This window comes from Testudinibacter sp. P17/SS/0325 (assembly GCF_053570765.1).
Genome location: NZ_CM131635.1, coordinates 1,030,100 through 1,053,078, shown reverse-complemented (window position 1 = coordinate 1,053,078; position 22,979 = coordinate 1,030,100). Strand labels below are relative to the sequence as shown.

Here is a 22,979-nt window from a genome sequence, read left to right as displayed (position 1 = left end):
CGCAAAATTTAAACGCTATAAAAATCGGCTGTGACGGTGTAAAATCAGCACATGATCCGCCGAAATGAGCCGCTTACCATGCGTAATAACGCGATATTAACCGCCAATACTTTTTTGCTGACCATCAGTGCCGTCTTGATTATGTGGCTGCCGGTGTTATGGCTGCAGCTGACATCGGCGCTGTTTGCCGCCTTGATCAGCTACTCTGCCGTCACTGCCCTGAGCCGACAACTGCGCCGTTGGCACAATGGGTTGCGCCATTCGGAACTCATCGGCGCCTTGCTATTGTGCTTCGCGTTGATTGCCGTGTTGTTTCTGTTAAGCGACTGGTTGGACGACAAAACCGACCGCTATTCCTTAACTGCCTTAATGGCGCGATCGGCGGCGATTCTGGATCAACTGCACGCCACGCTGCCGCACGGGCTTGCCGAGCATATTCCCGCCTCGCTGGATACGCTGAAACAAAGCCTGTCGCACTTCTTCAAATCCCATGCCGCAGCGCTGCAATTGGCGGGAATCCATACTTTGCGCGGCGTCGGACACATACTTGCCGGAATCGTCATCGGTGCCATTGCCGCCGTGCAGCTGCCGTTGTTTTCCCCCTTGAGCCCAAAACCGCTTGCCCGCACGATTCACCTCCAGTTTATCGACTTATTGAAAGGCTTTAGCGATGTATTTTTCGGACAAGTGCGGATTGCGCTTCTCAACACATTTCTGACCGCACTTTACCTGTTAGTGCTGCTGCCCCTGCTCGGCAAGACGTTGCCGTTGTCCGGCACCTTGGTGGCGCTCACCTTTTTTGCCGGGCTGATTCCGGTGGTCGGCAACCTGATTTCCAACGGCTTTATCGTGATTATCAGCTTAAACGACGGGCTCAGCGTCGCCGGGATGTCATTAGGCTGGCTGATTGTGATCCATAAACTGGAATATTTTCTCAATGCGCATATTATCGGGCATAAAATCAAAGCCGCCGCTTGGGAACTACTGATCATAATGTTATTCATGGAAGCCGCGTTCGGGATTGCCGGCTTGATCAGCGCGCCGATTATCTACGCCCAATTGAAAAAAGCATTGTTAAAGCAAGACTGGCTATAAGCGCAAACCGCACTTTGCCGTATGTTACCTTCTATAACAAAAGCCGTTTTTCGCACCGCTTTGGTACACCGTTTGCTTCTTTTGCCATGATACGAGCGCTGTTGAATTGATTAATTTATTCAAAGCGGCAATCGATCATCGGATCCCGGCGGGCTACTTCAAAAACCAAATCTTCCCCACCCGACCATTGCCAAAGGGTTAAACGATCTGTTTGCTTAACCCGTCGCAAGCCAATCCGCCGGGCAAGTGATCCCCAAATCACTTGCCCGGCGCTATTTTCTTGTATTACCTATTTATCTCCACAACATCTGAACTTATACTGGTAGCTAGCCATTTATTAATAATAACCAGGAGCTCAAAATGAACAACTTCACTTATTTCGCCCCAACCAAAGTGATTTTCGGTAAACAAAGCGAAAATCAGGTCGGCGATTTAGTCCAATCGCTCAACGCCAAAAAAGTCTTGCTGCATTACGGCAGCGGCAGCGTGATTCGTTCCGGGCTGTTGGCGCGAGTGAAAAACGCCTTGGCGGCGGCAGGGATCGCAAGCGTAGAACTCGGCGGTGTGGTGCCGAACCCGCGCTTGTCATTAGTTTATCAAGGAATCGAACTTTGCCGTCGCGAACAGGTGGATTTTATTCTGGCAGTCGGCGGCGGCAGTGTAATTGACTCCGCCAAGGCCATCGGCTACGGCGCGGCGGAAGACGGCGATGTGTGGGATTTATTTGAACACAGCCGTAAAGCAAGCGCCTGCTTGCCGCTTGGCGTGGTGTTAACCATTGCCGCTGCCGGCAGCGAAATGAGCGGCGGTTCGGTGATCACAAAAGACGAGGTCGGAATCAAACGCGCTTATGACGACGATTTATCCCGTCCGAAATTCGCCGTCATGAATCCCGAATTGACCCTCACGTTGCCTGATTACCAAACCGCCAGCGGCTGCGTTGATATTTTAATGCACACCATGGAGCGCTATTTCACCGCCAACGGCAGTATGGAAATCACCACCAGCATTGCCGAAGCCTTGCTGCGCACCGTAATGCGCAACGCACAAATCCTGCATGGCAACCCGAATGATTATTCCGCCCGTGCCGAAATCATGTGGGCTGGCAGCTTGGCGCACAACGACTTGACCGGTTGCGGCAACGGCGGCGGAGATTGGGCGACCCATATGTTGGAACACGAAGTCGGCGGCATGTTCGATGTGGCACACGGTGCTGGCTTGGCGGCAATTTGGGGAAGCTGGGCGCGTTATGTCTATCAAGATTGCCTTGCACCGTTCGTGCGTTTTGCGCTAAACGTCATGGGCGTAAGTGCAGACGGCAGTGAGCAAGAGATTGCGCTGAAAGGGATTGAAGCGATGGAAGCGTTTTACCGCAGCATTGCCATGCCGACCTCACTGCGCGAATTGGGCATTACGCCAAGCGACGAACAATTGCAGCAGATGGCAAAACAATGCAGCCTTGCCGTTAACGGCAAAATGGGCTCCGCCAAAGTGTTGCGCGAAGCGGATATGTATCGCATTTACCAAATGGCACTGTAAGTCTCCGAATCAAACCGCACTTTGGGGTCAGATCAAAATCGCAGCAAAGTGCGGTAACAAGCCATATGTTAGCGACAAATCGCAACAACGTGCGCTAGCAAAACCGCACTTTACGCACTATGCTTCAGCAGAATGTGAGGTTTGGCGGTAGTTCAACCACACCATAGCGCCGACAATCACGATACCGACCAAATCGGTGATATGCTCCGGTACGATTAGCATTAACGAGCCGATCGCCAGAATCACGCGCTGCCAAGCGGCAAAGGTGTGTTTGAAATAACCTTCAACCGCCGCCGATAAGCCCAACACGCCGATGGTCGCCGTCACCGCCACACTGATGATCACCCAAATATCCGGCAACGGGAAAGTCCGCGCCGTCACCGCAACATCGCTGACATCAATCATCAGCATGTTCGGGTTATACACAAACATAAACGGCACGATAAAGCCCGCCAATGCCAAGCGTAACGATTGCCAACCGGTTTTCATCGGATCGCCGCCGGCAATGCCCGCCCCGGCAAACGCCGCTAAGGCAACCGGCGGCGTGATATTGGCGAAGATACCGAAATAGAATACGAACATATGCGCCACTAACACCGGCACATCAAACGTCGCCAAGGCAGGTGCCGCCATGGTGGCGGTGATGATATACGCCGGAATCGACGGTAAGCCCATGCCCAGCACCATCGACGCCAACATGGTCAAAATCAGGGTCAGCAATAACGAACCGGCGCCTAAGGTCACAATCGAGGAGGTCATCACCGTACCGAAACTGGTCAGGTTCACCACGCCGATCACAATACCGACCACCGCACACGCCGCCATCACCGGCAATGCCTGCCGCGCGCCGTCTTCCAACGCCGCCCAGATATCTTTCAGTCCCATCCTGGTTTCTTGGCGTAATTGGCTAATCAATACCGTAATCCCGATGGTGTAAGTCGCCGCATACCCGATCGGCACCGATTGAATCAGAAAATAAACCAGTGCCGCAATCGGCAGCAGCATATGCCCGCGTGCTTTCATCACCGCTTTCAGTTGCGGCAGTTGGTCGCGGGAAATGCCTTTCAGGTTACGCTTACCGGCACGGAAGTGGACTTGCGCAATCACACCGAGATAATACAAAATCGCCGGGAATAAAGCCGCCAACGCAATCGTACCGTAGCTGACACCGGTGGTTTCCGCCATAATAAACGCACTGGCGCCCATAATCGGCGGCAGAATTTGTCCGCCGACCGAGGCACTGGCCTCCACCGCGCCGGCAAAGTTTTTGTGATAGCCGATTTTTTTCATTAATGGAATAGTAAACGCGCCGGTGCTGACCACATTCGCGACCGCCGCGCCGTTGATACTGCCCATAAAGCCGCTGGAAATCACCGCCACTTTCGCCGGCCCACCCTGTTTGTCACCGGCAATCGCCAGCGCCAAATCATTGAACAGCTGCCCCATGCCCGATTTGCCCAAAAACGCGCCGAACAGGATAAACAGGAAAATAAAGGTCACTGAGGCACCGGTGGCGGAAGAATATAAGCCTTCGGTTTTCAAATATAACTGTCCGAAAATATCGCCGATGTCATACGGACGGGTCAGCAGCCGATCCGGCATAAATTCCATCGAACTGATAAACGGATACAACAGGAATAGCAAGGCGAAAAGCACCAGCACCCAACCGGTAATCCGTCGCGCCGCTTCCAACACAACCACTACGCTGATAATTGCCAACACAATATCTTCGCTATTCGGGATACCGCCGCGCACCGTCATAATCGCCTGATATTGGTACATTAAATAAGCCGCCCCTGCCAACGCGGCGGCAAGCCACAGCCATTCATACCATACAATTTGATCGCGGCGGCTTTTTTTACCCGCCGGATAAATCAAAAAGATCAACGCACAACCGACCGCCACATGGATTGAGCGTTGTAACAGGGTTGGTAACGGATAAAAGGTAATATATAAATGGAACAATGAATAAAACACGGCAATCACGCTGATCAGCCGTTTTTGCCAACCGCACTTTAACCGGCGGGTGACCGACTCGCGGTCATATTTTTCCAGAATACCCTGTTCTTTGCTTCCCAAGCCTGATGAACCCTGATTAACTTGCCCAGTCATGGCACGATTTCTCCCATAAAAAAACCATCAACGCTGTCCGAGAAGGTTTGATCCGAACGTCGCTATAGTCCGGCACAACTTGATAAAACGGTATCCGCACTTGCGGCGTGCTTAATTCGCCCTGCATATTGCGCGATACCACCCAATTGATTTCCGCCAGCCGAATCCGCTGCCGGTAGCCGACATAGCCCGGCGGTGCCGCAATCGGTGTGCCCTGTGACGGCGTGCCGGCACCAAAGGTTTGTAACCAAGTTTGATCGAGTAATATCGCGTCACCGTCACGCCGGTAATGTTCGCGCCACAACTGGCGCTCCACCGAATGACGCCAACGCAATTCAAATTGTTGTGCATACAAATAGCACCTATGCTCACCGAACTGAATAACAAACAGCTTAAGCGGAAATAGACAGGCAAGTGCGGTCAGCAGAACGCTTCCCAGCAGCCACTTGCCTGTTTTTGTCATGATACGCGCCGCCTTTATTTGGCTTTGGCGTTCATTTCGTCATAATATTTTTTGGCGCCCGGATGTAACGGCGCAACCAAGCCTTGTTGTGCGCTTTCGAGATTGATGTCTTTGGCTGCCTGATGGGCGGTTTGCAATTGCGGCAAACTGTCGAAGAAGGTTTTGGTCAGCAAATAAACATCGTTTTCGCTCAAATCGGAACGCACTGCCAGCGCATTTTTAATCGCCGCGGTTGGAACCGGATCGGCATTGCCGTAGGTGCCCGCCGGGATCTCCATCGCGTTAAAATAGGGTTTGTCTTTGGCGATAGCGGCAATCCCGTCCGCCGGAATGCTGACGATTTGCAGGTCAAAGCCTTGTTGCAACTCCATCAACGATGAATTTGGCAAACCGCTGGTCAGGAATGCCGCGTCAATCTTACCGGATTTCAGCGCGTCCGCCGCTTCGGCATAGCCCAGATAATCGACGCTGATATCGTTATAGCTGATACCGAAACCTTGCAACAAATTACGCGCATTCACTTCCACCCCGGAATTCTGCGCCCCGGTTGCAACACGGCGCCCTTTCAGATCGGTGATGGTGGTGATCCCGGTGCGTTTAGAGGTCACGATCTGCACGTAGTTCGGATAGAGTGCCGCCACTTCATTGACATTCTCGATTTTATGCGGGAAGTTACCGACTCCGTTCACCGCGTCGCTCAAGACATCACTCATTAAGAATGCCATTTCCACTTTTTTCTGGTTCAATAAATTCAGGTTTTCAACCGAGGCGCCGGTGGTTTGCGTTTTGGAATTGGTTTTCAACTCTTTGGTATAAATTTCCGCCAACGTCGTCGCGATAATATTATACGGACCGGAAGCACCGCCGGTGGCAATCGTGACGAAGCGGCTTTGTACGCCGGCAGTTTCAGGAGCGGCGGCCGGCGATGAAGCAGCAGCCGGCGCGGATGTGGTCGAACTGTTATCATCACATCCGCTGATCAATACGGCGAATAATGCGGTGGCAACCGCCACTGCTGACGCTTTCATTTTTTTCATAACTCTCTCCTTTAGAAGCAATAAAAAACCGATCAATAACTTGCCCGAATCAGGCGTCTTGTTGCGTAAAACAGCACCTGTTCACAAATATGCAACGTATTGACAATAATAGCTCGGCTATTGGCTGTCAATCGCTAAATGGGCTTAAATTGAAAAATCCGACTTCATTTGGCGTAATCGCTAAAAAAGACAAGGGATATTCCGTTTTTACTTTAATCATGACAACGGCTGTTATATCCTATGCTTACCGTATGACATAACAACTATAAGGAACTTTATGCGTTCATTTATCGGAAAATTTTTAAAGCTTGAATCTTCCGGCGGGATCACGCTGCTGGCAACATCCACACTGGCCCTGATCTTTGCCAACAGTTTTCTTTCGCCATACTATTTTGAATTGTTAAATACGCCGGTGGTTGTGCAATTCGGCGAACAGGGCATTGCCAAACCGTTTCTGTTGTGGGTTAACGACGGTTTAATGGCGGTATTTTTTGTCTTGGTCGGTTTAGAAGTGAAGCGGGAAATCATGATCGGCTCGCTTTCCACCTATCAACAAGCGATTCTGCCGGTGTTGGCGGCGATTGGCGGCATGGTAGTGCCGGCGTTGGTGTTTACCTTCTTTAACTATGGCGATCCGATCGCGATGGAAGGTTGGGCGATCCCAATGGCGACCGATATCGCCTTCGCCCTCGGAATTATGGCACTGCTCGGCAAACGGGTTCCGCTACCCTTAAAAATCTTTTTATTGGCGTTGGCGATCATCGACGACTTAGGTGCAATTATCGTCATCGCCCTGTTCTTCGCGCACGGGCTAAGTATCGAAGCGATGATCGGTGCCGGCTTGTCGATTATCACCCTGATTATTATGAATCGCATGCGGATCAGTGCGCTATGTGCCTACCTGTTCGTCGGCATGGTGTTATGGGTCTGTGTGTTGAAATCCGGCGTCCACGCTACCTTGGCCGGCGTCATCCTCGGTTTTTCCATTCCGATCACCGCCCGTGACGGCAGCAGCCCGCTGGAAAGTCTGGAGCATGCGCTCAATCCGTGGTCAGCGTTTTTTATCCTGCCGATTTTCGCCTTTGCCAATGCCGGCGTACCGTTGAAAGGCGTCGATATTGAAATGTTAAGCGGCGCGTTACCGTTAGGGATTATGCTCGGACTGCTGATTGGCAAACCGTTAGGCGTATTCAGTTTCTGCTTTATTGCGGTGAAACTGAAAATCGCACGTTTGCCGTTATTGGTCACGTTAAAACATATCTTTGCGGTCTCGGTGCTGTGCGGAATTGGTTTTACCATGTCGATGTTCTTGTCCGGTTTGGCGTTTGAAAGCGCCGGCGAAAGTATCAACACCCTTTCACGTATCGGCATTTTACTCGGCTCAACGGTTTCCGCCGTATTAGGCTTATTATTGCTGCGCGCCAGCACCCGCCACCAACAAACGGCATAATATTGCCCAAGTGCGGTTCGCCGACAAGTTATGCGATAAAAAAGTCGGGGCGGATTATATAGCCGCCCCGACGTTGCGATTAAATAGCGTTACCAATCGTCAAATACTACGCATAAACCGGAAAACGTTTGCAGATTGCAATCGCTTTCTGTTTCACTGCCTCGATGACTGCTTCGTCCTCAATGTTATCCAATACATCACACATCCAACCGGCAAGTTCTTTCGCTTCCGCTTCTTTGAAGCCGCGGCGCGTGATTGCCGGTGTGCCGACACGGATACCGGAAGTCACAAACGGGCTTTTCGGATCGTTCGGTACGGCGTTTTTATTGACCGTGATATTCGCGCGCCCCAACGCAGCGTCCGCCGCTTTGCCGGTTAAACCTTTATTCACCAAATCCACCAAGAATAAATGATTTTCAGTGCCGTTGGACACGATATTGAAACCGCGCTGTTTGAACACCTCGACCATCGCTTGTGCGTTTTTCACTACTTGTTGTTGGAAGGTTTTGAATTCCGGCTCCATCGCTTCTTTAAAGCAGACCGCTTTCGCCGCAATCACATGCACCAATGGACCGCCTTGTCCGGCAGGGAACACCGCACTATTCAGTTTTTTATACAGTTCTTCGTCGCCGCCCTTCACCAAAATCAAGCCGCCGCGCGGCCCGGCAAGGGTTTTGTGGGTGGTGGTGGTAACAACATGGGCGTGTTCCATCGGGCTTGGGTAAACGCCCGCCGCGATCAAACCGGCAACGTGCGCCATATCGACAAACAGATATGCCCCGACTTCATCGGCGATTTCACGCATTTTTTTCCAATCGACCACTTGCGAATAGGCAGAGAAGCCGCCGACAATCATTTTTGGTTTCACCGCCAACGCTTGCGCACGCAAGGCGTCGTAGTCGATAAAGCCTTCATCGGTGATACCGTATTGTTCCGCTTTATAAATTTTACCGGAGAAGCTGACGGTTGCGCCGTGGGTCAAGTGTCCGCCGTGTGCCAAGCTCATGCCTAAAATGGTGTCGCCCGGATTTAACAATGCCATATAGACTGCCGCATTGGCTTGCGAACCGGAGTGCGGTTGTACGTTGGCATAATCTGCACCGAACAGCGCTTTGGCGCGGTCAATCGCCAGTTGTTCGATAATATCAACGTATTCGCAACCACCGTAATAACGTTTGCCCGGATAGCCTTCGGCATATTTGTTGGTCAATTGCGAACCTTGCGCTTCCATCACACGCGGGCTGGCATAGTTTTCCGATGCGATCAGCTCGATATGCTCATCTTGGCGGCGATCTTCGTCTTGTATTGCTTGCCATAACACCGGATCATAATCGGCGATATTCATATCACGTCTTAACATTGCTCAATTCCTCATTTTAGGTGGTAAATAACTTGTCTGTAGTGTACGGTTTTTTTCACCAACCATACACTGTTTTTTTGATTAATCGTTGTCGTTTATTTTGTGTTTGGAATGAAAAATTTTCATACCGCACTTTGTTTTTTAACCGCTACTTGGCTTGCTCACGCGCCACCGCACGATAACCGATATCGCGGCGGTAGAAACGCCCTTGCCATTGCACTTGTTCCGCCAGTTGCAGCGCCTGTTGCTGCGCGGCTGCCACCGTATCGCCAAGTGCGGTGACGCACAACACCCGTCCGCCGTTGCTGACCAGTTGATCGCCTTTTTGCTCCACCCCTGCCAAGAACACTTTTTGTCCGGCAAGTGCGCTTTGCCCTATGCTACTAGACGGAATGCCGCTGATCACATCGCCTTTGCGGTAATCGCCCGGGTAACCTTCCGCCGCCAACACGATACCTAATGCCGCTTGCGCACACCATTCAGACCGCACTTGATCCAGTTTGCCGCCGCACGCCGCCAAGCACAGTTCGACCAAGTCCGATTGCAAGCGCATCATAATCGGTTGCGTTTCCGGATCGCCGAAGCGGCAGTTGAACTCAATCACTTTCGGTTGCCCGTTCGGCATAATCATCAAACCGGCGTACAAAAAACCGGTGTACGTGTTGCCTTCCGCCGCCATACCGTTCACGGTCGGGTAAATCACGTCTTGCATAATCCGTTGGTGAATCTCAGGCGTGACCACCGGCGCCGGCGAATACGCGCCCATGCCGCCGGTATTTAAACCGCTGTCGTTTTCGCCGACCCGTTTGTGATCCTGACTGGTCGCCATCGGTTCAACGTTTTTGCCGTCCACCATCACGATAAAACTGGCTTCTTCGCCGTCTAAAAACTCTTCGATCACGATACGGTGTCCGGCGTCACCAAAGGCATTGCCCGCCAACATATCCTGCACCGCACTTTCGGCTTCTGCCAAAGTCATCGCCACGATCACGCCTTTGCCTGCCGCCAAACCGTCGGCTTTAATCACAATCGGCGCGCCTTTTTCGCGCAGATAAGCCAGTGCCGGTTCGACTTCGGTGAAGTTTTGATATTCCGCGGTCGGGATTTGCTGACGCGCCAAGAAATCTTTGGTGAAGGCTTTTGAACCTTCCAACTGCGCCGCCGCTTGGGTCGGGCCGAATATTTTCAAACCGGCGGCACGGAATGCGTCCACCACGCCGATTACCAACGGCGCTTCCGGTCCGACAATGGTCAAACCGATTTCGTTTTTCTGGGCAAACTCCACCAACGCCGCCAAATCGGTGGCGGCAATGCTGACATTTTCCACTTTCGCCTCAAGTGCGGTGCCGGCATTGCCCGGCGCAACAAAGACTTTGTCCGCCAACGGCGATTGCGCCACTTTCCAAGCCAAAGCGTGTTCACGTCCGCCATTGCCGATAATTAAAATATTCATTTGAGATCCTTACGCTACTTATGCTAAATGGGAAAAACAAAAAGTGCGGTCACCACCGTGGCTGACCGCACTTTGCAAATTAATGACGGAAATGGCGCATTTTGGTCAGCACCATTGCCATGCCGTGTTCATCGGCAGCGTCAATCACTTCCTGATCGCGCATTGAACCGCCGGGGTGGATCACACAGCTCACCCCTGCCGCTGCTGCTGCGTCAATGCCGTCGCGGAACGGGAAGAACGCGTCGGACGCCATCACCGTGCCTTTCACTTCCAGCCCTTCGTCAGCCGCTTTGATTCCGGCGATTTTAGCGGAATAGACTCGGCTCATTTGTCCGGCGCCGATACCGATGGTTTGGTTGTTTTTGGCATACACAATCGCGTTGGATTTGACATATTTCGCCACTTTCCAGCAGAACAGCAGATCCTTCAGCTCGGCTTCGGTCGGTTTGCGCTTGCTCACCACCTCCAAATCGTCCAAGCCGACCATGCCTAAATCGGAATCTTGCACCAGCACGCCGCCGTTAACCCGTTTGAAATCCAAACGCGGCTGACGCACTTGCCACTGTCCGCACTCCAGTACACGCACATTCTTTTTCGTTGCCAAGATCGCTTTTGCTTCGTCTGCCACGCTTGGAGCGATAATCACTTCCACAAATTGACGTTCGATAATCGCTTGTGCGGTTTGCAAATCTAAAGTGCGGTTAAAGGCAATAATGCCGCCGAATGCGGAAGTCGGATCGGTTTGGTAAGCACGGTTGTAGGCTTCTAAAAGATTTGCGCCCAACGCCACGCCGCACGGGTTAGCGTGTTTGACAATCACGCACGCCGGCTCGGCGAACTCTTTCACGCATTCCAAGGCGGCGTCGGTATCGGCAATGTTGTTATACGACAACGCTTTGCCTTGCAGTTGTTTGGCGGTGGCAACGCTGGCTTCGTGCAGTTCGTTTTCCACATAAAACGCCGCATTTTGGTGGCTGTTTTCGCCGTAACGCATGGTTTGTTTACGGGTGAAATTCAGGTTTAAGGTGCGTGGGAATTGCCCGCTCGGTTGGGTTAAATCCTCTTCCTCCGCCCCTTGATAAGGCGGCACTAACCGACCGAAATAGTTGGCGATCATGCTGTCATATTGGGCGGTGTGTTCAAAGGCTTTGATGGCGAGGTTAAAACGGGTGTCGAGGGTCAGGGAATTGTGGTTTTTATCCATTTCTTGCAGAATTTGCTCAAAATCCGCATTATTGACCACGATCGCCACATCTTTATGATTTTTCGCCGCCGATCGCACCATGGTCGGACCGCCGATGTCGATATTTTCCACTGCGTCTTCCAGCGTACAATCCGCTTTGGCAACGGTCTGCGCAAACGGATACAGATTCACCACCACCATATCAATCGCCTGAATGCCGTGAATCGTCATCACTGCGTCATCAATCCCGCGCCGCCCTAAAATACCGCCGTGTATTTTCGGGTGCAGGGTTTTGACCCGCCCGTCCATCATTTCCGGGAATTGGGTATAGTCGGACACTTCGGTCACTGCTAAACCGCTGTCTGCCAACAGTTTTGCCGTGCCGCCGGTGGACAACAGCTTAACACCGCGTTGCGCCAGCCCTTGAGCAAATTCAACAATGCCGTTTTTATCTGAAACACTTAACAGCGCTTGACGAATAGGACGATTTGATTGCATTTGTGCATTCCTTTACAGAGTGGTTGGTTTAATTTAAGTGGGAAAAATTCAAGCGGGAATTATACAATAAATCAACGTTTTTCTGTAGCGGAAAACAGCCATGCGGATTTAATAGATTGATATTTAACTAAAAATTGTTTTGGGTGCGTAAAAATAAATAGATTAACCCGCCAATCCCAAACCTAACATGCCCAACAATACCGGCGAGGTGAATAAGCCGATAATGGTTAAAATTCAAGCCAATACACTAGCCCCGATTCCGGCAAGATTTTTATTTTTTACCGCGGTTACCGTCGCAAAAATTGCCACAATCGCCGCCAAAGGGATAAAAATAAAGCCTAAAAATAAAATACCCAACACCGCTAACACGCAAGAAATAATACCTGCAATCATGCCCGAATTTGTTTTTTCACTCATAAAGAAGCGCCTTAATTAACGTTATTGCACCCAAAACAGGTTCAGCCATAAATTAAACCTAAAATGGGTGCAATGAAAAAATTTCGAACCTCTATTCACACCGAACAACAGCGCTGGCTCAGACAACGTTTCGTCGCACAACGGAAAGCCTTAGGCTTGTCGCAACGCGCGCTGTCTGAACGTTTGGGCGTGATTTATTCGTTGATTGGAAAAATTGAAACCGGTGATCGGCATTTAGATATTTTAGAATTTATCGATTATTGCCATGCGCTAGAATTAGATCCGACCGCACTTTTGCACGAATTGCAACACGCCCCGAATCTCGCTCCGCCCGAATAAAAAACCCGTTCAGCGCGCAGATCATCACGCCGACCGGGTTTTGGTTTAGTTTAAAACGAATTATTTTTTGCCGATTTTGTTATCTAAGGCAAAGGCACCTGCGCCGTTAAACACAAAATATAGGAACACTAACGAATATAATGCCGCCAATTCACCTTGGTTTAACAACGGCATTAACAGGTTGCCCGCACTGGCGTGCACGCCGAAATAGGCAAACGCCATAAAGCCCGATAACAGGAATGCCACCGGGCGGGTGAACAAGCCCAATGCCAATAAAATGCCGCCGCCGATTTCCAATACGCCAGCCAAACCATATTGGGAAAACAGTGCCACGCCGCCGTTGCCGCCGGTCATCGACACCGGAATTTCAAAAAATTTTGCCGTACCGTGCCAAAAGAACATATAGGCGGCGATAATGCGTAATAATGCCAAAGCGTATGGGGCGTATGAATTTAATTTGTTGTTCATGATTTTCTCTCTTAATGTCAGAATAAAAAGTAAAAAGGGTTACTAGCGAAAGTGCGCCCATTATAGTTTTCTTGATTGGCGGAACAATCCGCAAAAAAGAAAGATATTATCAACTGAGAGGAAACGATCTCTGTGTTATACTGCGCCAAACCGCACTTTAAATGAGAGAAAACGATGTCTTGGATCTACCTGTTTATCGCCATTGCCGCCGAAATTGTGGCGACCTCAATGCTGAAAGCCTCACAGGAATTCAGCCGTCTTGTGCCGAGCGTGATCGTGGTGATCGGCTACTGCGTAGCGTTCTACTTCCTCAGCCTGACCCTGCGCACCATTCCGGTTGGGGTGGCGTATGCGGTTTGGTCGGGGGTGGGAATTGTGATCGTCGCCCTGATCGGTTGGATTGCTTATCAACAAAAACTGGATCTGCCTGCGCTGTTAGGCATTGGTTTGATTGTGCTTGGGGTGCTGGTGATTAATCTGTTTTCCAAAACAGTGGGGCATTAGGGTTAAGAAATAAAAAAAATCGCCACGTTAATGGTGGCGATAATCACGCAAAGTGCGGTTTAACCCACTTTCACGCAAGTCATATCCAGCGAACCGCCGACAAACTGGGTGTTGAAAATATCTAACGGCTCACCCTCTTCCCGCAAGGCAAGAATATACAGCAACGGCAAAAAATGTTCGGCGGTCGGAATGGCTTTTTGCACCGCGTCGCCTAACATGCGGTAGTCTGCCAACGCGTCCAAATCCCCCAGACGGATTAAATCCAACAACGTTTGCTGTGCGCTGTGCGCCCAGTCGTAGCCGAACAGTGCGTCAGCTCGCCGCCAATCCATTAAATGTAAATTATGCACCAAATTGCCGCTGCCCAAAATCAATACGCCCTGCTCGCGCAACGGTTTCAGTTGTTTTGCCAAGTTGATATGCTGCTGCATACTCAACGCCGCCCCCAGACTGAGTTGCACAATCGGAATATCGGCGTCAGGATACATTTTCGCCAACACCGCCCAAGTGCCGTGATCCAGCCCTTGTTGCGGATCTAACCGCACTTCTGGGTTATCCACCAGCTGCTGCACTTGCCGCGCCAAGTGCGGATCGCCTTTTGCCGGATAACGTACTTGATATAATTCCTCTGGAAAGCCGTAAAAATCATAAATCAGATCGGGATTCGGCGAGGCGGTTTCCGCCACTCGCTCTGAAATCCAATGGGCGGAAACCACCAAAATCGCTTTTGGTTTCGGTATCTGCCGCGCCGCCTGATACCATTTCGGGGTAAACGGATTCTGCTCAATCGCCAACATCGGCGAACCGTGCCCGATAAAAATCGCCGGCATTTTAGTGTTCATATTCATTTCCTCTTGATTAATTTTTGATGGCTTGAGTATAGAAATCAACGCAGAAGAAATAAAGTGCGGTTTTGTTGATAAATGGTTTCTTATAAGGAAAGAAAAATCTGTTAAGAGATGTATTTTTAGATTATTGGCAGAGGGCGTTGATGAGACAAAGTAAACGGGCGGATTAAATATCCGCCCGGACTTTACCATAAAGATCGAGCATTTTAGCCTTGATCAGCAATTCATTACACTTCATAGGTGGTGGAAGCGGTGTTGCCGCCTTTGCCGGTCCAGTTGGTGTGGAAGAATTGTCCGCGCGGTTGGTCGATACGCTCGTAGGTGTGCGCGCCGAAGTAGTCGCGTTGCGCTTGCAATAAATTCGCCGGCAAACGGGCACTGGTGTAGCCGTCTAAGAAAGTAATCGCGGACGCCATGCACGGCATCGGCAAGCCGATTTCTACCGATTTCGCTACCACTTTCCGCCATTCCGGCAACGCATTTTCCAAAATGGTTTTGAAATAGCTGTCTGCGCCCAAGAATTGCAAATTCGGATTGGTTTCGTACGCGTCGCGGATATTGCCCAAGAATGCGCTGCGGATAATGCAGCCTTCACGCCATAAAAGTGCGGTATTGCCGTAGTTTAGATCCCAGTTGTTGTTTTCCGACGCTTCGCGAATCAGCATAAAGCCTTGCGCGTAAGAGATGATTTTAGACGCCAGCAGCGCTTTGCGCACCGCTTCGATCCATTGCGCTTTGTCGCCTGCGACCGTGCCGATTTGTTTGTTAAATAAGGCTTGGTTTTCGACCCGCTGTTCTTTAAATGCCGACACGCAACGGGCGAACACCGCTTCGCTGATTAAGGTCAACGGAATGCCTAAGTCCAACGCATTAATGCCTGTCCATTTGCCCGTGCCTTTTTGACCGGCGGTATCGAGAATTTTTTCTACCAACGGTTCGCCGTTTTCATCACGGTAGCCAAGAATATCGGCGGTGATTTCAATCAGGTAACTGTCCAATTCGGTTTTGTTCCAGTCGCTGAATACTTGGTGCAATTCATCGTAGCTTAAGCCCAAGCCCTCTTTCAGGAATTGGTAGGCTTCGCAAATCAGCTGCATATCGCCGTATTCGATACCGTTATGTACCATTTTGACGAAATGCCCTGCGCCCTCTTTGCCGACCCAATCACAGCACGGTTCGCCGTCTTTGGTTTTGGCGGAAATCGCTTGCAGGATTGGTTTCACATATTGCCACGCTTCTTCGTTGCCGCCCGGCATAATCGAAGGCCCGAAACGTGCGCCTTCTTCGCCGCCGGACACGCCGGCACCGACAAAGCGAATGCCTTTTTCCGCCAGATCTTTCACGCGGCGGCTGGTGTCAGGGTAATTGGAGTTGCCACCGTCGATGATGATGTCCCCCGCTTCCAAGTGCGGTAACAGGCTGTCGATGAAGTGATCGACCACCTCACCGGCACGCACCATTAACATCACTTTGCGCGGTTTTTCCAGCTTGTCGGCAAGATCTTGCAGTGAGTATGCGCCGATAATGTTGGTATCTTTGGCGGCGCCTTGCAAAAATTCGTCCACTTTGCTGGTAGTGCGGTTATAAGCCACGACCTTGAAGCCGTGATCGTTCATGTTCAGAATCAGGTTTTGCCCCATGACCGCAAGTCCGATTACGCCAATATCACCTTTCATGTTTGTTTCCTTCTGCTTTGCTAAAATTGTTGATTTTTATCTGTAAACGGGCGGATATGCAATCCGCCCCTACAACACTCTTATATCAGATCCGTTACAGCAACTGCGAGGCTGCGTCGGCGTCCAAATACCATTCGGTGTTGCCGTTATTCGCTTTCACCCGCGCCGCCGGATACGGCAATTCGTTGGTGCCGGCTTGTTGGATTTCACGTAGCAAATCCGCTTTACTGGCTCCGGTGACCAAATAGGTCAGACGTTTTGTATTTTCAATCAAATAGGCGGATTTGGACACCCGCAGTTGTCCGCTCTGCGGCTGTTTTGCCACAATCGTCAGCGCACGGCTGTTAAAATCCACTTGCAACGGGAACAACGAAGCGGTGTGTCCGTCGGTGCCCATGCCTAAAATAATCCAGTCGAATTCCGGCACGCCTGCGCTGTTTTTCGGCACGAGCGCTAACATTTCCGCCGCAAAACGGGCGGCTTCGGCTTCCGGCTCGTCTTCGCCGCGAATGCGGTGGATATTTTCCGCCGGCATTTGGATATGATCTAACAGTAAGCGCTGTACTTCGCCGTAGTTGCTCTCTTCGTCATCGGGCGCAACGCAACGCTCGTCGCCCCACCAAAAATGCAAATTCGTCCAGTTGATTTTCTCGGCGTATTCCTCCGCCAAGGTTTTAAACAATAATTTCGGCGTGCTGCCGCCGGACAGGGAAATATGCACCGGTTTTGCCTGCCGGCTATACGCCAAAAATTCTTCTGCTATCTTCTCTACCGCACGTTGTGCGTCTGCAAACTTACTGTATTTCATGTTATAACTCACAATATTCCGTATTCGTTAAATTTTTACACGGGAAACGCCAGCTACGGTTTTTGGACTCCATCATAAAATCCGCTTCTTGCGGCCCCCAAGTACCGCTGGCATAACCATAAAGTTTTGGATTATTGGCTTTATAATCCAAAATCGGTTGGACAAACTTCCAACAGGCTCGCACTGCGTCACTGCGCGAGAACAGGGTTGCGTCCCCTAACAGCGAATCCAGTAGCAAACGTTCGTAAGCATCAAGGATATTGGTATCGGTCAGATCCTGATAGTGGAAATCCATTGATACTTCTTTGGCCTGAAATCCGGAACCCGGATTTTTCAAGCCGAAACTCATTACGATCCCCTCGTTCGGCTGAATGCGAATAATCAGTTTATTTTCCGGTGCGTTGGCGTTAAAGACCGGGTGCGGCGTTTTCTTAAAGTGAATCACCACTTCGGTTACCCGTGTCGGCAGGCGTTTGCCGGTGCGCACATAAAACGGCACGCCGCTCCAGCGCCAGTTGTCGATTTTCAGTTTTAACGCCATATAGGTTTCGGTGCGCGATTGCGGCTCAACGCCGTTTTCTTCGCGATAGCCTTTTTGGTATTCGCCGCGCACTTTGGCACCGGTGTATTGCCCCAGCACCAGATATTTTTCCAAATCTTCTTCGCTCAACGGGTGCAGGCTTTGCAATACTTTCACCACTTCATTGCGCATGGCGTCGGCATCGATCACCGCCGGTGATTCCATCGCGATCATCGCCAACACTTGCAATAAGTGGTTTTGGAACATATCGCGCATTGCGCCCGAACCATCATAATAACCGCCGCGCTCTTCCACACCCAAGGCTTCCGCCCCGGTGATTTCGACATAATCAATGTAGTTCCGATTCCACAACGGCTCGAACAAGCCGTTGGAAAAACGCAATACCAAAATATTTTGTACCGTTTCTTTGCCTAAATAATGGTCGATACGATAAATTTGCGATTCGTCAAAATCTTCGTGCAGTTTGGCATCCAGGTTGATGGCCGATGTCAAATCATAACCGAACGGTTTTTCCACCACCAACCGTTTCCAACCGTTGCGTTGATGATTCAAGCCGTGCGCGGCAAGATGTGCCGGAATAACCGGATACAGGCTTGGCGGCGTGGAAAGATAGAACAGCGCATTGCCTTGCGTGCGGTGTGTTTTTTCAAACTCGTCCAACCGCACTTTGACTTTGGCATAATCTTCAACCTTGGCGGTATCAATCGCTTGGTAGTAAACATGCGAGAAAAACTCAAGCATCTCGCGCTTTTCAATTTTTTCGCTTTTTCCCAGAATATCCATCAGTTTTTCACGATATTGCTCGTCGCTGAATTCGGTGCGGCTGACCCCTAAAATCGCAAAATCATCCGCCAAGCGGCCGTTTTTAAAGAGATGATACAAGGCAGGAATTAGTTTGCGGTGGGTTAAATCCCCTGATGCGCCAAAAATAACAAGGCTGTTGTTGTCCGGTTTTTTCATTTATCTCGTCCTTCGGGTTGACTGACCTTTCATCAGCAATCCATGCAGTCTAATAACATCGATTCACAGCGTCAATCGCTTATTTTGTCCTAATCGTCTATTATTTTAATAGTTGTTGAAATCGTACTACTTTTTGCCACGGAAAGGCGGCGTTGCCGAGCATGATAAAATCCGGATTAATCAGGGTTTCGCGCCGATTATAAGTCAGAGGATTGCCGTACAAATCCACGATTTTTCCGCCGGTTTCACGCAAGATACATTCGACCGCCGCCGTATCCCATTCGCCGGTTTTGCCCAAGCGAATATAGCAATCGCTGCGCCCCTCCGCCACCAGCGCCCCTTTCAAACCGCTGGAACCGTAACGGATCAGTTGGTAGTCAAATTGATCGTGAAACATCGCCATCACCTGTTGCCGCCGCACATTCTTCCCCACCGCAATCCGAATCACGTTATCGCCGGGCGGCCGGGTCTGCAAACGGCTAATCACACCGTTCTGCTGTTTGTACGCGCCGAATTTGTCCATGGCATAAAACGCCAGCCGCGGAACAGGCGAATAGACGATCCCCAAGGTCGGCTGATTATGCTGCACCAAGGCGATCAACACCGAAAACTGATCGGTTTTTTCCAAAAACTGCTGCGTGCCGTCGAGCGGATCGACCAGCCAATATTGTGTCCAGCGGCGACGTTCGGCAAAGTCAATGGTTTGGCTCTCTTCCGATAACACCGGAATGCCGGGGGTCAAGGCTTGCAATTCGTCCTCTAAAAAGCGGCTGACCGCCAGATCCGCTTCGGTCACCGGCGTATTATCCTGTTTCAGTTCGCTTTCGATACCGCGGTAATAAAAGGTCAGCAGCTTTTCACCCGCTCTTTTGGCAATCGACAAGGCGGCGTTTAATAGTGGTTCGCTGAGTAAAATGGCATGGGTCATACTGAATGCTTCCGTTTCGCTAAATAATCGCGTAACAGGTAAAGTGCGGTCAAGTTGCGCGCTTCGCAAAAGTCATCGTGTGATAACAACTTATCCAGATCCTGCAACGGATATTCAATGATGTCGAGCGATTCCGGTTCGTCGCCGGGCAAACGTGACGGCGTTAAATTTTCCGCCAAAAAGATGTGCATTGGGTTATGCATAAAACCGGGCGAAGTGATCACGGTTTTCAATAATGTCAGATTTTGCGCCTTGAAGCCGATTTCTTCCTGCAATTCGCGGTTGGCACTCTGCTGCGGCGTTTCGCCTGCGTCCATTAAACCTTTGACAAAGCCCAGTTCATAACGTTCGGTACCGACCGCATATTCACTGATCAGCAATAAATGCTCCTGATGAAGCGCCAACACCATCACCGCACAACGGCTACTCGGTTTGAAACGTTCGAAGGTGCGCCGTGCGCCGTTGGAAAATTGCAGATCCACTGCCTGAATTTCAAAAATACGCGATTTGGCGGCGGTCTTTACCGCAAGAATCTGAGGTTTTTGTCGCGAAACAGTCATCGTATTCCTTAAAATTTGCCAACAAACAAGAGTAACGATACCATACTCCGAGAATAAATGTAAAAAGGAAAGCCAGTGAGAGAAATAGATTGGCAGCAGATTGACACTGTGCTGTTTGATTTGGACGGTACTCTGATTGATTTGCGCTTAGATGCCGAATTTTGGAAAGAGATTGTGCCACAGGTATATGCCGAAAAGATGGCGATCAGCACGGAGCAGAGTCACGCCAAACTGAAACAGCTTTATCGCGATGTCGAACACAGTATGCAATGGTACGACATCGATCATTGGGCGAACACGTTGCAACTGCCCATCCGCGCAATGCAGTTGCAGCATATGCCGAAACTCAAAGTGCGGTCTGGCGTATACCCGTTGTTGCAACGATTAAACGGCATGGGCAAACGCTTGCTGTTACTGACCGATTCGCACCCTTACAGCTTAGAGGTGAAAATGGCGCATTGCGATCTCGCACCGCACTTCGAAGCCCTGATTTCCTCGCACCAATTTCAACAGCCGAAAATGAACGGCGGACTATGGACAGCGCTGCTACAAAATTATGCGATTGATCCGCAACGGACATTGCTGCTCGACGATTTGGAAGCGGTGTTGGAGCAAGCTGCGAATCATCGGATTGCGTTCACCGTCGGTATCGAAAATCCCGATTCAATCCTGCCGCCCAACGTCTTCCAACGCCATCGCAGCATTGCGGATTTCAGCCAACTGTTTGTTTAATAAGGAAGCGAATAATGAAAGACAACGATAACAGCGTGCGCCTCGACAAATGGCTGTGGGCAGCCCGTTTTTACAAAACCCGTTCGCTTGCCCGTGAAATGATCGACGGCGGCAAAGTGCATTACAACGGACAACGCAGCAAACCGAGCAAAATCGTGGAACTCGGCGCAATGCTGAAACTGCGCCAAGGCAGCGAGGAAAAAGAGGTGCAAGTGTTGGCGTTATCCGACAAACGCGGCAACGCCACGCAGGCGCAGCAACTGTATCAAGAAACCGCCGCCAGCATAGCGAAACGCGAACAAATCGCCGCCGCACGCAAAGCCAATGCGTTATCAATGCCAAACCCTGAACGCCGCCCCAATAAAAAAGAGCGGCGGGATTTGATTAAGTTTAAGTATCAGGAATGAGTGTTAATGATAAACTTCGCGCCGATGTCCTAAATCAAGTGCGGTAATCAGCAGTTCATTATTATTAATTTCGCAAATCACCCGATAATCACCGATACGATAACGCCATAAACCCGACAGATCGCCAACCAATCCTTTACCGCGCATACGTGGATTTTCCAACATGGCAACCTCTTTGAGATATTTGATGATTTGTTCTGCTTGTTTTGGATTTTTCTTGGCTAATTTGGCTAATTGCTTTTTTGCGGTATCAGTTAATGAGACCGTCCAGTTTGAGTTCATTTTCAATGTCCTCTAATTTATGCGTTTTTTCTTTGCCTGAACGAACGCGCTCCAATATCGCATTGGCAAGTAACACATCTTCTAAATCTTCCATATAGGCTTCCAGTGCCGCCTTGATATAAAATGATTTGGCGCGCCCTGTTTTTTCTGACAAATAATTTAAACGGATTTCCAACTCGGTTGGCAATCTCACGGAAATCGTCATTGTTTTATCCTCGTTTTTGTTTGAGACAGTGGCTATTTTAGAGATGTATTAAATGTAATACAAGTAATAAATCTCATACTTGCACAAGCTGGCTTGACAACCTAAGATCCGCCCATATATAACAAGCAATCTTCACGAACAATCAACCGGAAATCACATGAGCGAAACAACGAATACCCTTGACTATACGCAAGACAACGACACTCTGCACCGCTATCTGTTCAGCCAAAGAGCGGTACGCGGCGAGTGGGTGCGGCTGAACCGCACTTTTAGTGAAACCTTGAACACCCATCATTACCCGCAAGAGGTGCAAAACCTGTTGGGGGAAATGCTGGTGGCGACGGCGTTATTGACCGCGACATTGAAATTCGAAGGCGACATCACGGTGCAAATCCAAGGCGACGGCCCGCTGAAGCTGGCGTTGGTCAACGGCGACAATCAACTGCAACTACGGGCGCTGGCGCGGGTAGAGGGTGAGATTGCCGCCGACAGTAGCTTGCAACAGATGATCGGCAAAGCGGTGTTGGTGATTTCAATTAATCCGACCCAAGGCGAGCGTTATCAAGGAATTGTGGAGTTAAGCAAAGCGACGATTAGCGAGTGCTTGCAAGACTATTTCGAGCGTTCCGAACAGTTGAAAACCGCACTTGTGATTAAAACCGGCGAATTTGCAGGGCAACCGGTCGCCGCGGGAATGCTACTGCAAATTATGCCGGACGGCACTGGTTCGGCTGATGATTTGCAACATCTACAAATATTGGCGGAAACGGTGAAAAGCGATGAATTATTCGGTTTAACCGCCGAAGAGTTACTGTACCGCTTATACCACGAAGAAACAGTGGAACTGTTTAACCCAAGTGCGGTACGTTTCCATTGCGGTTGTTCGGCGGAACGTTCCGGCGCGGCATTACTTTTGATTGACGAGGCGGAAATTGACGAAATTTTAGCCGAGCATAACGGTAGTATCGATATGCAATGCGAATGTTGCGGCACGCACTACTTCTTCAACAAACAAGCGATTAACCGGCTTAAACAAAATGCATACTAAGCCTCAACAATTACATAACAGCAATTTATAATTCTCGTAAAAAGCGCGCCTAAATTCGGCGCGCTT

The 22,979-nt window shown here is 50.3% G+C and carries 24 protein-coding genes; 8 read left to right on the top strand and 16 right to left on the bottom strand.

Translation table 11 applies throughout. The features are described from left to right. Window positions 1-78: 78 nt before the first annotated feature. Window positions 79-1,095, top strand: a complete 1,017-nt coding sequence (locus ACWA50_RS05020) for an AI-2E family transporter (RefSeq protein ID WP_431054207.1) — start codon at window positions 79-81, stop codon at window positions 1,093-1,095. A gap of 360 nt (window positions 1,096-1,455) precedes the next feature. Then, complete coding sequence (locus ACWA50_RS05015) at window positions 1,456-2,634, top strand: iron-containing alcohol dehydrogenase (RefSeq protein WP_431054206.1); 1,179 nt, start codon at window positions 1,456-1,458, stop codon at window positions 2,632-2,634. Between the two features lie 117 nt (window positions 2,635-2,751). On the opposite strand, the gene ACWA50_RS05010 is transcribed toward ACWA50_RS05015, so the two are convergent. From ACWA50_RS05010 to ACWA50_RS05000, 3 genes are read right to left on the bottom strand one after another with little or no spacing between them, the layout of a single operon-like run. Then, on the bottom strand, window positions 2,752-4,746 hold the full coding sequence (locus tag ACWA50_RS05010; protein ID WP_431054205.1) for a TRAP transporter permease: 1,995 nt from the start codon (window positions 4,744-4,746) through the stop codon (window positions 2,752-2,754). Further along, window positions 4,730-5,209, bottom strand: a complete 480-nt coding sequence (locus ACWA50_RS05005; protein ID WP_431054204.1) for a DUF1850 domain-containing protein — start codon at window positions 5,207-5,209, stop codon at window positions 4,730-4,732. Before ACWA50_RS05005 ends, ACWA50_RS05010 begins: the two co-directional genes overlap by 17 nt. A 14-nt stretch (window positions 5,210-5,223) precedes the next feature. Further along, the gene (locus ACWA50_RS05000; RefSeq protein WP_431054203.1) at window positions 5,224-6,246 is read right to left on the bottom strand and encodes a TAXI family TRAP transporter solute-binding subunit; all 1,023 of its coding nucleotides are present in this window, start codon (window positions 6,244-6,246) and stop codon (window positions 5,224-5,226) included. A 277-nt stretch (window positions 6,247-6,523) separates the two neighbouring features. On the opposite strand from ACWA50_RS05000, the gene nhaA reads away from it, so the two are divergent. Next, window positions 6,524-7,696 carry a Na+/H+ antiporter NhaA gene (gene nhaA / locus ACWA50_RS04995; protein ID WP_431054202.1) on the top strand — a complete coding sequence of 391 codons (1,173 nt, stop codon included), beginning with the start codon at window positions 6,524-6,526 and terminating at the stop codon, window positions 7,694-7,696. Between the two features lie 106 nt (window positions 7,697-7,802). On the opposite strand, the gene glyA is transcribed toward nhaA, so the two are convergent. The 4 genes from glyA to ACWA50_RS04975 form a co-directional block, all read right to left on the bottom strand. Then, window positions 7,803-9,056 (bottom strand): serine hydroxymethyltransferase, encoded by a 1,254-nt coding sequence (glyA, locus tag ACWA50_RS04990; protein ID WP_431054201.1) that lies wholly within the window; start codon window positions 9,054-9,056, stop codon window positions 7,803-7,805. 148 nt (window positions 9,057-9,204) lie between these two features. Then, window positions 9,205-10,509: a phosphoribosylamine--glycine ligase gene (purD, locus tag ACWA50_RS04985; RefSeq protein ID WP_431054200.1), complete on the bottom strand. Its 1,305-nt coding sequence runs from the start codon at window positions 10,507-10,509 to the stop codon at window positions 9,205-9,207. Window positions 10,510-10,588: 79 nt separating this feature from the next. After that, window positions 10,589-12,190 (bottom strand): bifunctional phosphoribosylaminoimidazolecarboxamide formyltransferase/IMP cyclohydrolase, encoded by a 1,602-nt coding sequence (gene purH, locus ACWA50_RS04980; protein ID WP_431054199.1) that lies wholly within the window; start codon window positions 12,188-12,190, stop codon window positions 10,589-10,591. A 234-nt stretch (window positions 12,191-12,424) separates the two neighbouring features. Next, window positions 12,425-12,607 (bottom strand): hypothetical protein, encoded by a 183-nt coding sequence (locus tag ACWA50_RS04975; RefSeq protein WP_431054198.1) that lies wholly within the window; start codon window positions 12,605-12,607, stop codon window positions 12,425-12,427. A 72-nt stretch (window positions 12,608-12,679) separates the two neighbouring features. On the opposite strand from ACWA50_RS04975, the gene ACWA50_RS04970 reads away from it, so the two are divergent. Further along, a complete protein-coding gene (locus tag ACWA50_RS04970; RefSeq protein WP_431054197.1) occupies window positions 12,680-12,946 on the top strand; it encodes a helix-turn-helix domain-containing protein in 267 nt (88 codons plus the stop codon). 60 nt (window positions 12,947-13,006) lie between these two features. Here the strand turns inward: ACWA50_RS04970 and ACWA50_RS04965 are convergent, their stop codons facing one another. Next, on the bottom strand, window positions 13,007-13,414 hold the full coding sequence (locus ACWA50_RS04965) for a DoxX family protein (RefSeq protein ID WP_431054196.1): 408 nt from the start codon (window positions 13,412-13,414) through the stop codon (window positions 13,007-13,009). A 174-nt stretch (window positions 13,415-13,588) separates the two neighbouring features. On the opposite strand from ACWA50_RS04965, the gene ACWA50_RS04960 reads away from it, so the two are divergent. After that, window positions 13,589-13,918, top strand: a complete 330-nt coding sequence (locus ACWA50_RS04960) for a DMT family transporter (protein WP_431054195.1) — start codon at window positions 13,589-13,591, stop codon at window positions 13,916-13,918. A 59-nt stretch (window positions 13,919-13,977) separates the two neighbouring features. Here the strand turns inward: ACWA50_RS04960 and ygiD are convergent, their stop codons facing one another. The 6 genes from ygiD to nudE all read right to left on the bottom strand — a co-directional run bounded on the left by ygiD (window position 13,978) and on the right by nudE (window position 20,239). Beyond that, window positions 13,978-14,760, bottom strand: coding sequence for a 4,5-DOPA-extradiol-dioxygenase (ygiD, locus tag ACWA50_RS04955; RefSeq protein ID WP_431054194.1), 783 nt, complete (start codon window positions 14,758-14,760; stop codon window positions 13,978-13,980). 233 nt (window positions 14,761-14,993) lie between these two features. After that, entirely contained in the window at window positions 14,994-16,442 is a 1,449-nt protein-coding gene (gene gnd / locus ACWA50_RS04950) for a decarboxylating NADP(+)-dependent phosphogluconate dehydrogenase (RefSeq protein WP_431054193.1), read from the bottom strand. A gap of 94 nt (window positions 16,443-16,536) precedes the next feature. After that, window positions 16,537-17,250, bottom strand: a complete 714-nt coding sequence (gene pgl / locus ACWA50_RS04945; RefSeq protein WP_431054293.1) for a 6-phosphogluconolactonase — start codon at window positions 17,248-17,250, stop codon at window positions 16,537-16,539. Window position 17,251: 1 nt separating this feature from the next. Beyond that, window positions 17,252-18,751, bottom strand: a complete 1,500-nt coding sequence (gene zwf / locus ACWA50_RS04940; RefSeq protein ID WP_431054192.1) for a glucose-6-phosphate dehydrogenase — start codon at window positions 18,749-18,751, stop codon at window positions 17,252-17,254. Window positions 18,752-18,851: 100 nt separating this feature from the next. Then, window positions 18,852-19,679, bottom strand: a complete 828-nt coding sequence (gene cysQ / locus ACWA50_RS04935; RefSeq protein WP_431054191.1) for a 3'(2'),5'-bisphosphate nucleotidase CysQ — start codon at window positions 19,677-19,679, stop codon at window positions 18,852-18,854. Beyond that, complete coding sequence (gene nudE / locus ACWA50_RS04930; RefSeq protein WP_431054190.1) at window positions 19,676-20,239, bottom strand: ADP compounds hydrolase NudE; 564 nt, start codon at window positions 20,237-20,239, stop codon at window positions 19,676-19,678. The genes cysQ and nudE overlap by 4 nt, the downstream gene beginning before the upstream one ends. A 75-nt stretch (window positions 20,240-20,314) precedes the next feature. Here nudE and yrfG point away from each other — a divergent pair, with 75 nt between their 5' ends. Both yrfG and hslR read left to right on the top strand, forming a co-directional pair. Beyond that, window positions 20,315-20,971 (top strand): GMP/IMP nucleotidase, encoded by a 657-nt coding sequence (yrfG, locus tag ACWA50_RS04925; RefSeq protein WP_431054189.1) that lies wholly within the window; start codon window positions 20,315-20,317, stop codon window positions 20,969-20,971. A gap of 14 nt (window positions 20,972-20,985) precedes the next feature. Beyond that, complete coding sequence (gene hslR, locus ACWA50_RS04920) at window positions 20,986-21,378, top strand: ribosome-associated heat shock protein Hsp15 (protein ID WP_431054188.1); 393 nt, start codon at window positions 20,986-20,988, stop codon at window positions 21,376-21,378. 3 nt (window positions 21,379-21,381) lie between these two features. Here the strand turns inward: hslR and ACWA50_RS04915 are convergent, their stop codons facing one another. Both ACWA50_RS04915 and relB read right to left on the bottom strand, forming a co-directional pair. Further along, a complete protein-coding gene (locus ACWA50_RS04915; RefSeq protein ID WP_431054187.1) occupies window positions 21,382-21,660 on the bottom strand; it encodes a type II toxin-antitoxin system RelE family toxin in 279 nt (92 codons plus the stop codon). Then, a complete protein-coding gene (relB, locus tag ACWA50_RS04910; protein ID WP_431054186.1) occupies window positions 21,629-21,865 on the bottom strand; it encodes a type II toxin-antitoxin system RelB family antitoxin in 237 nt (78 codons plus the stop codon). Before relB ends, ACWA50_RS04915 begins: the two co-directional genes overlap by 32 nt. Window positions 21,866-22,022: 157 nt before the next feature. On the opposite strand from relB, the gene hslO reads away from it, so the two are divergent. After that, the gene (gene hslO, locus ACWA50_RS04905) at window positions 22,023-22,913 is read left to right on the top strand and encodes an Hsp33 family molecular chaperone HslO (RefSeq protein WP_431054185.1); all 891 of its coding nucleotides are present in this window, start codon (window positions 22,023-22,025) and stop codon (window positions 22,911-22,913) included. The last annotated feature ends 66 nt before the right edge of the window (window positions 22,914-22,979 follow it).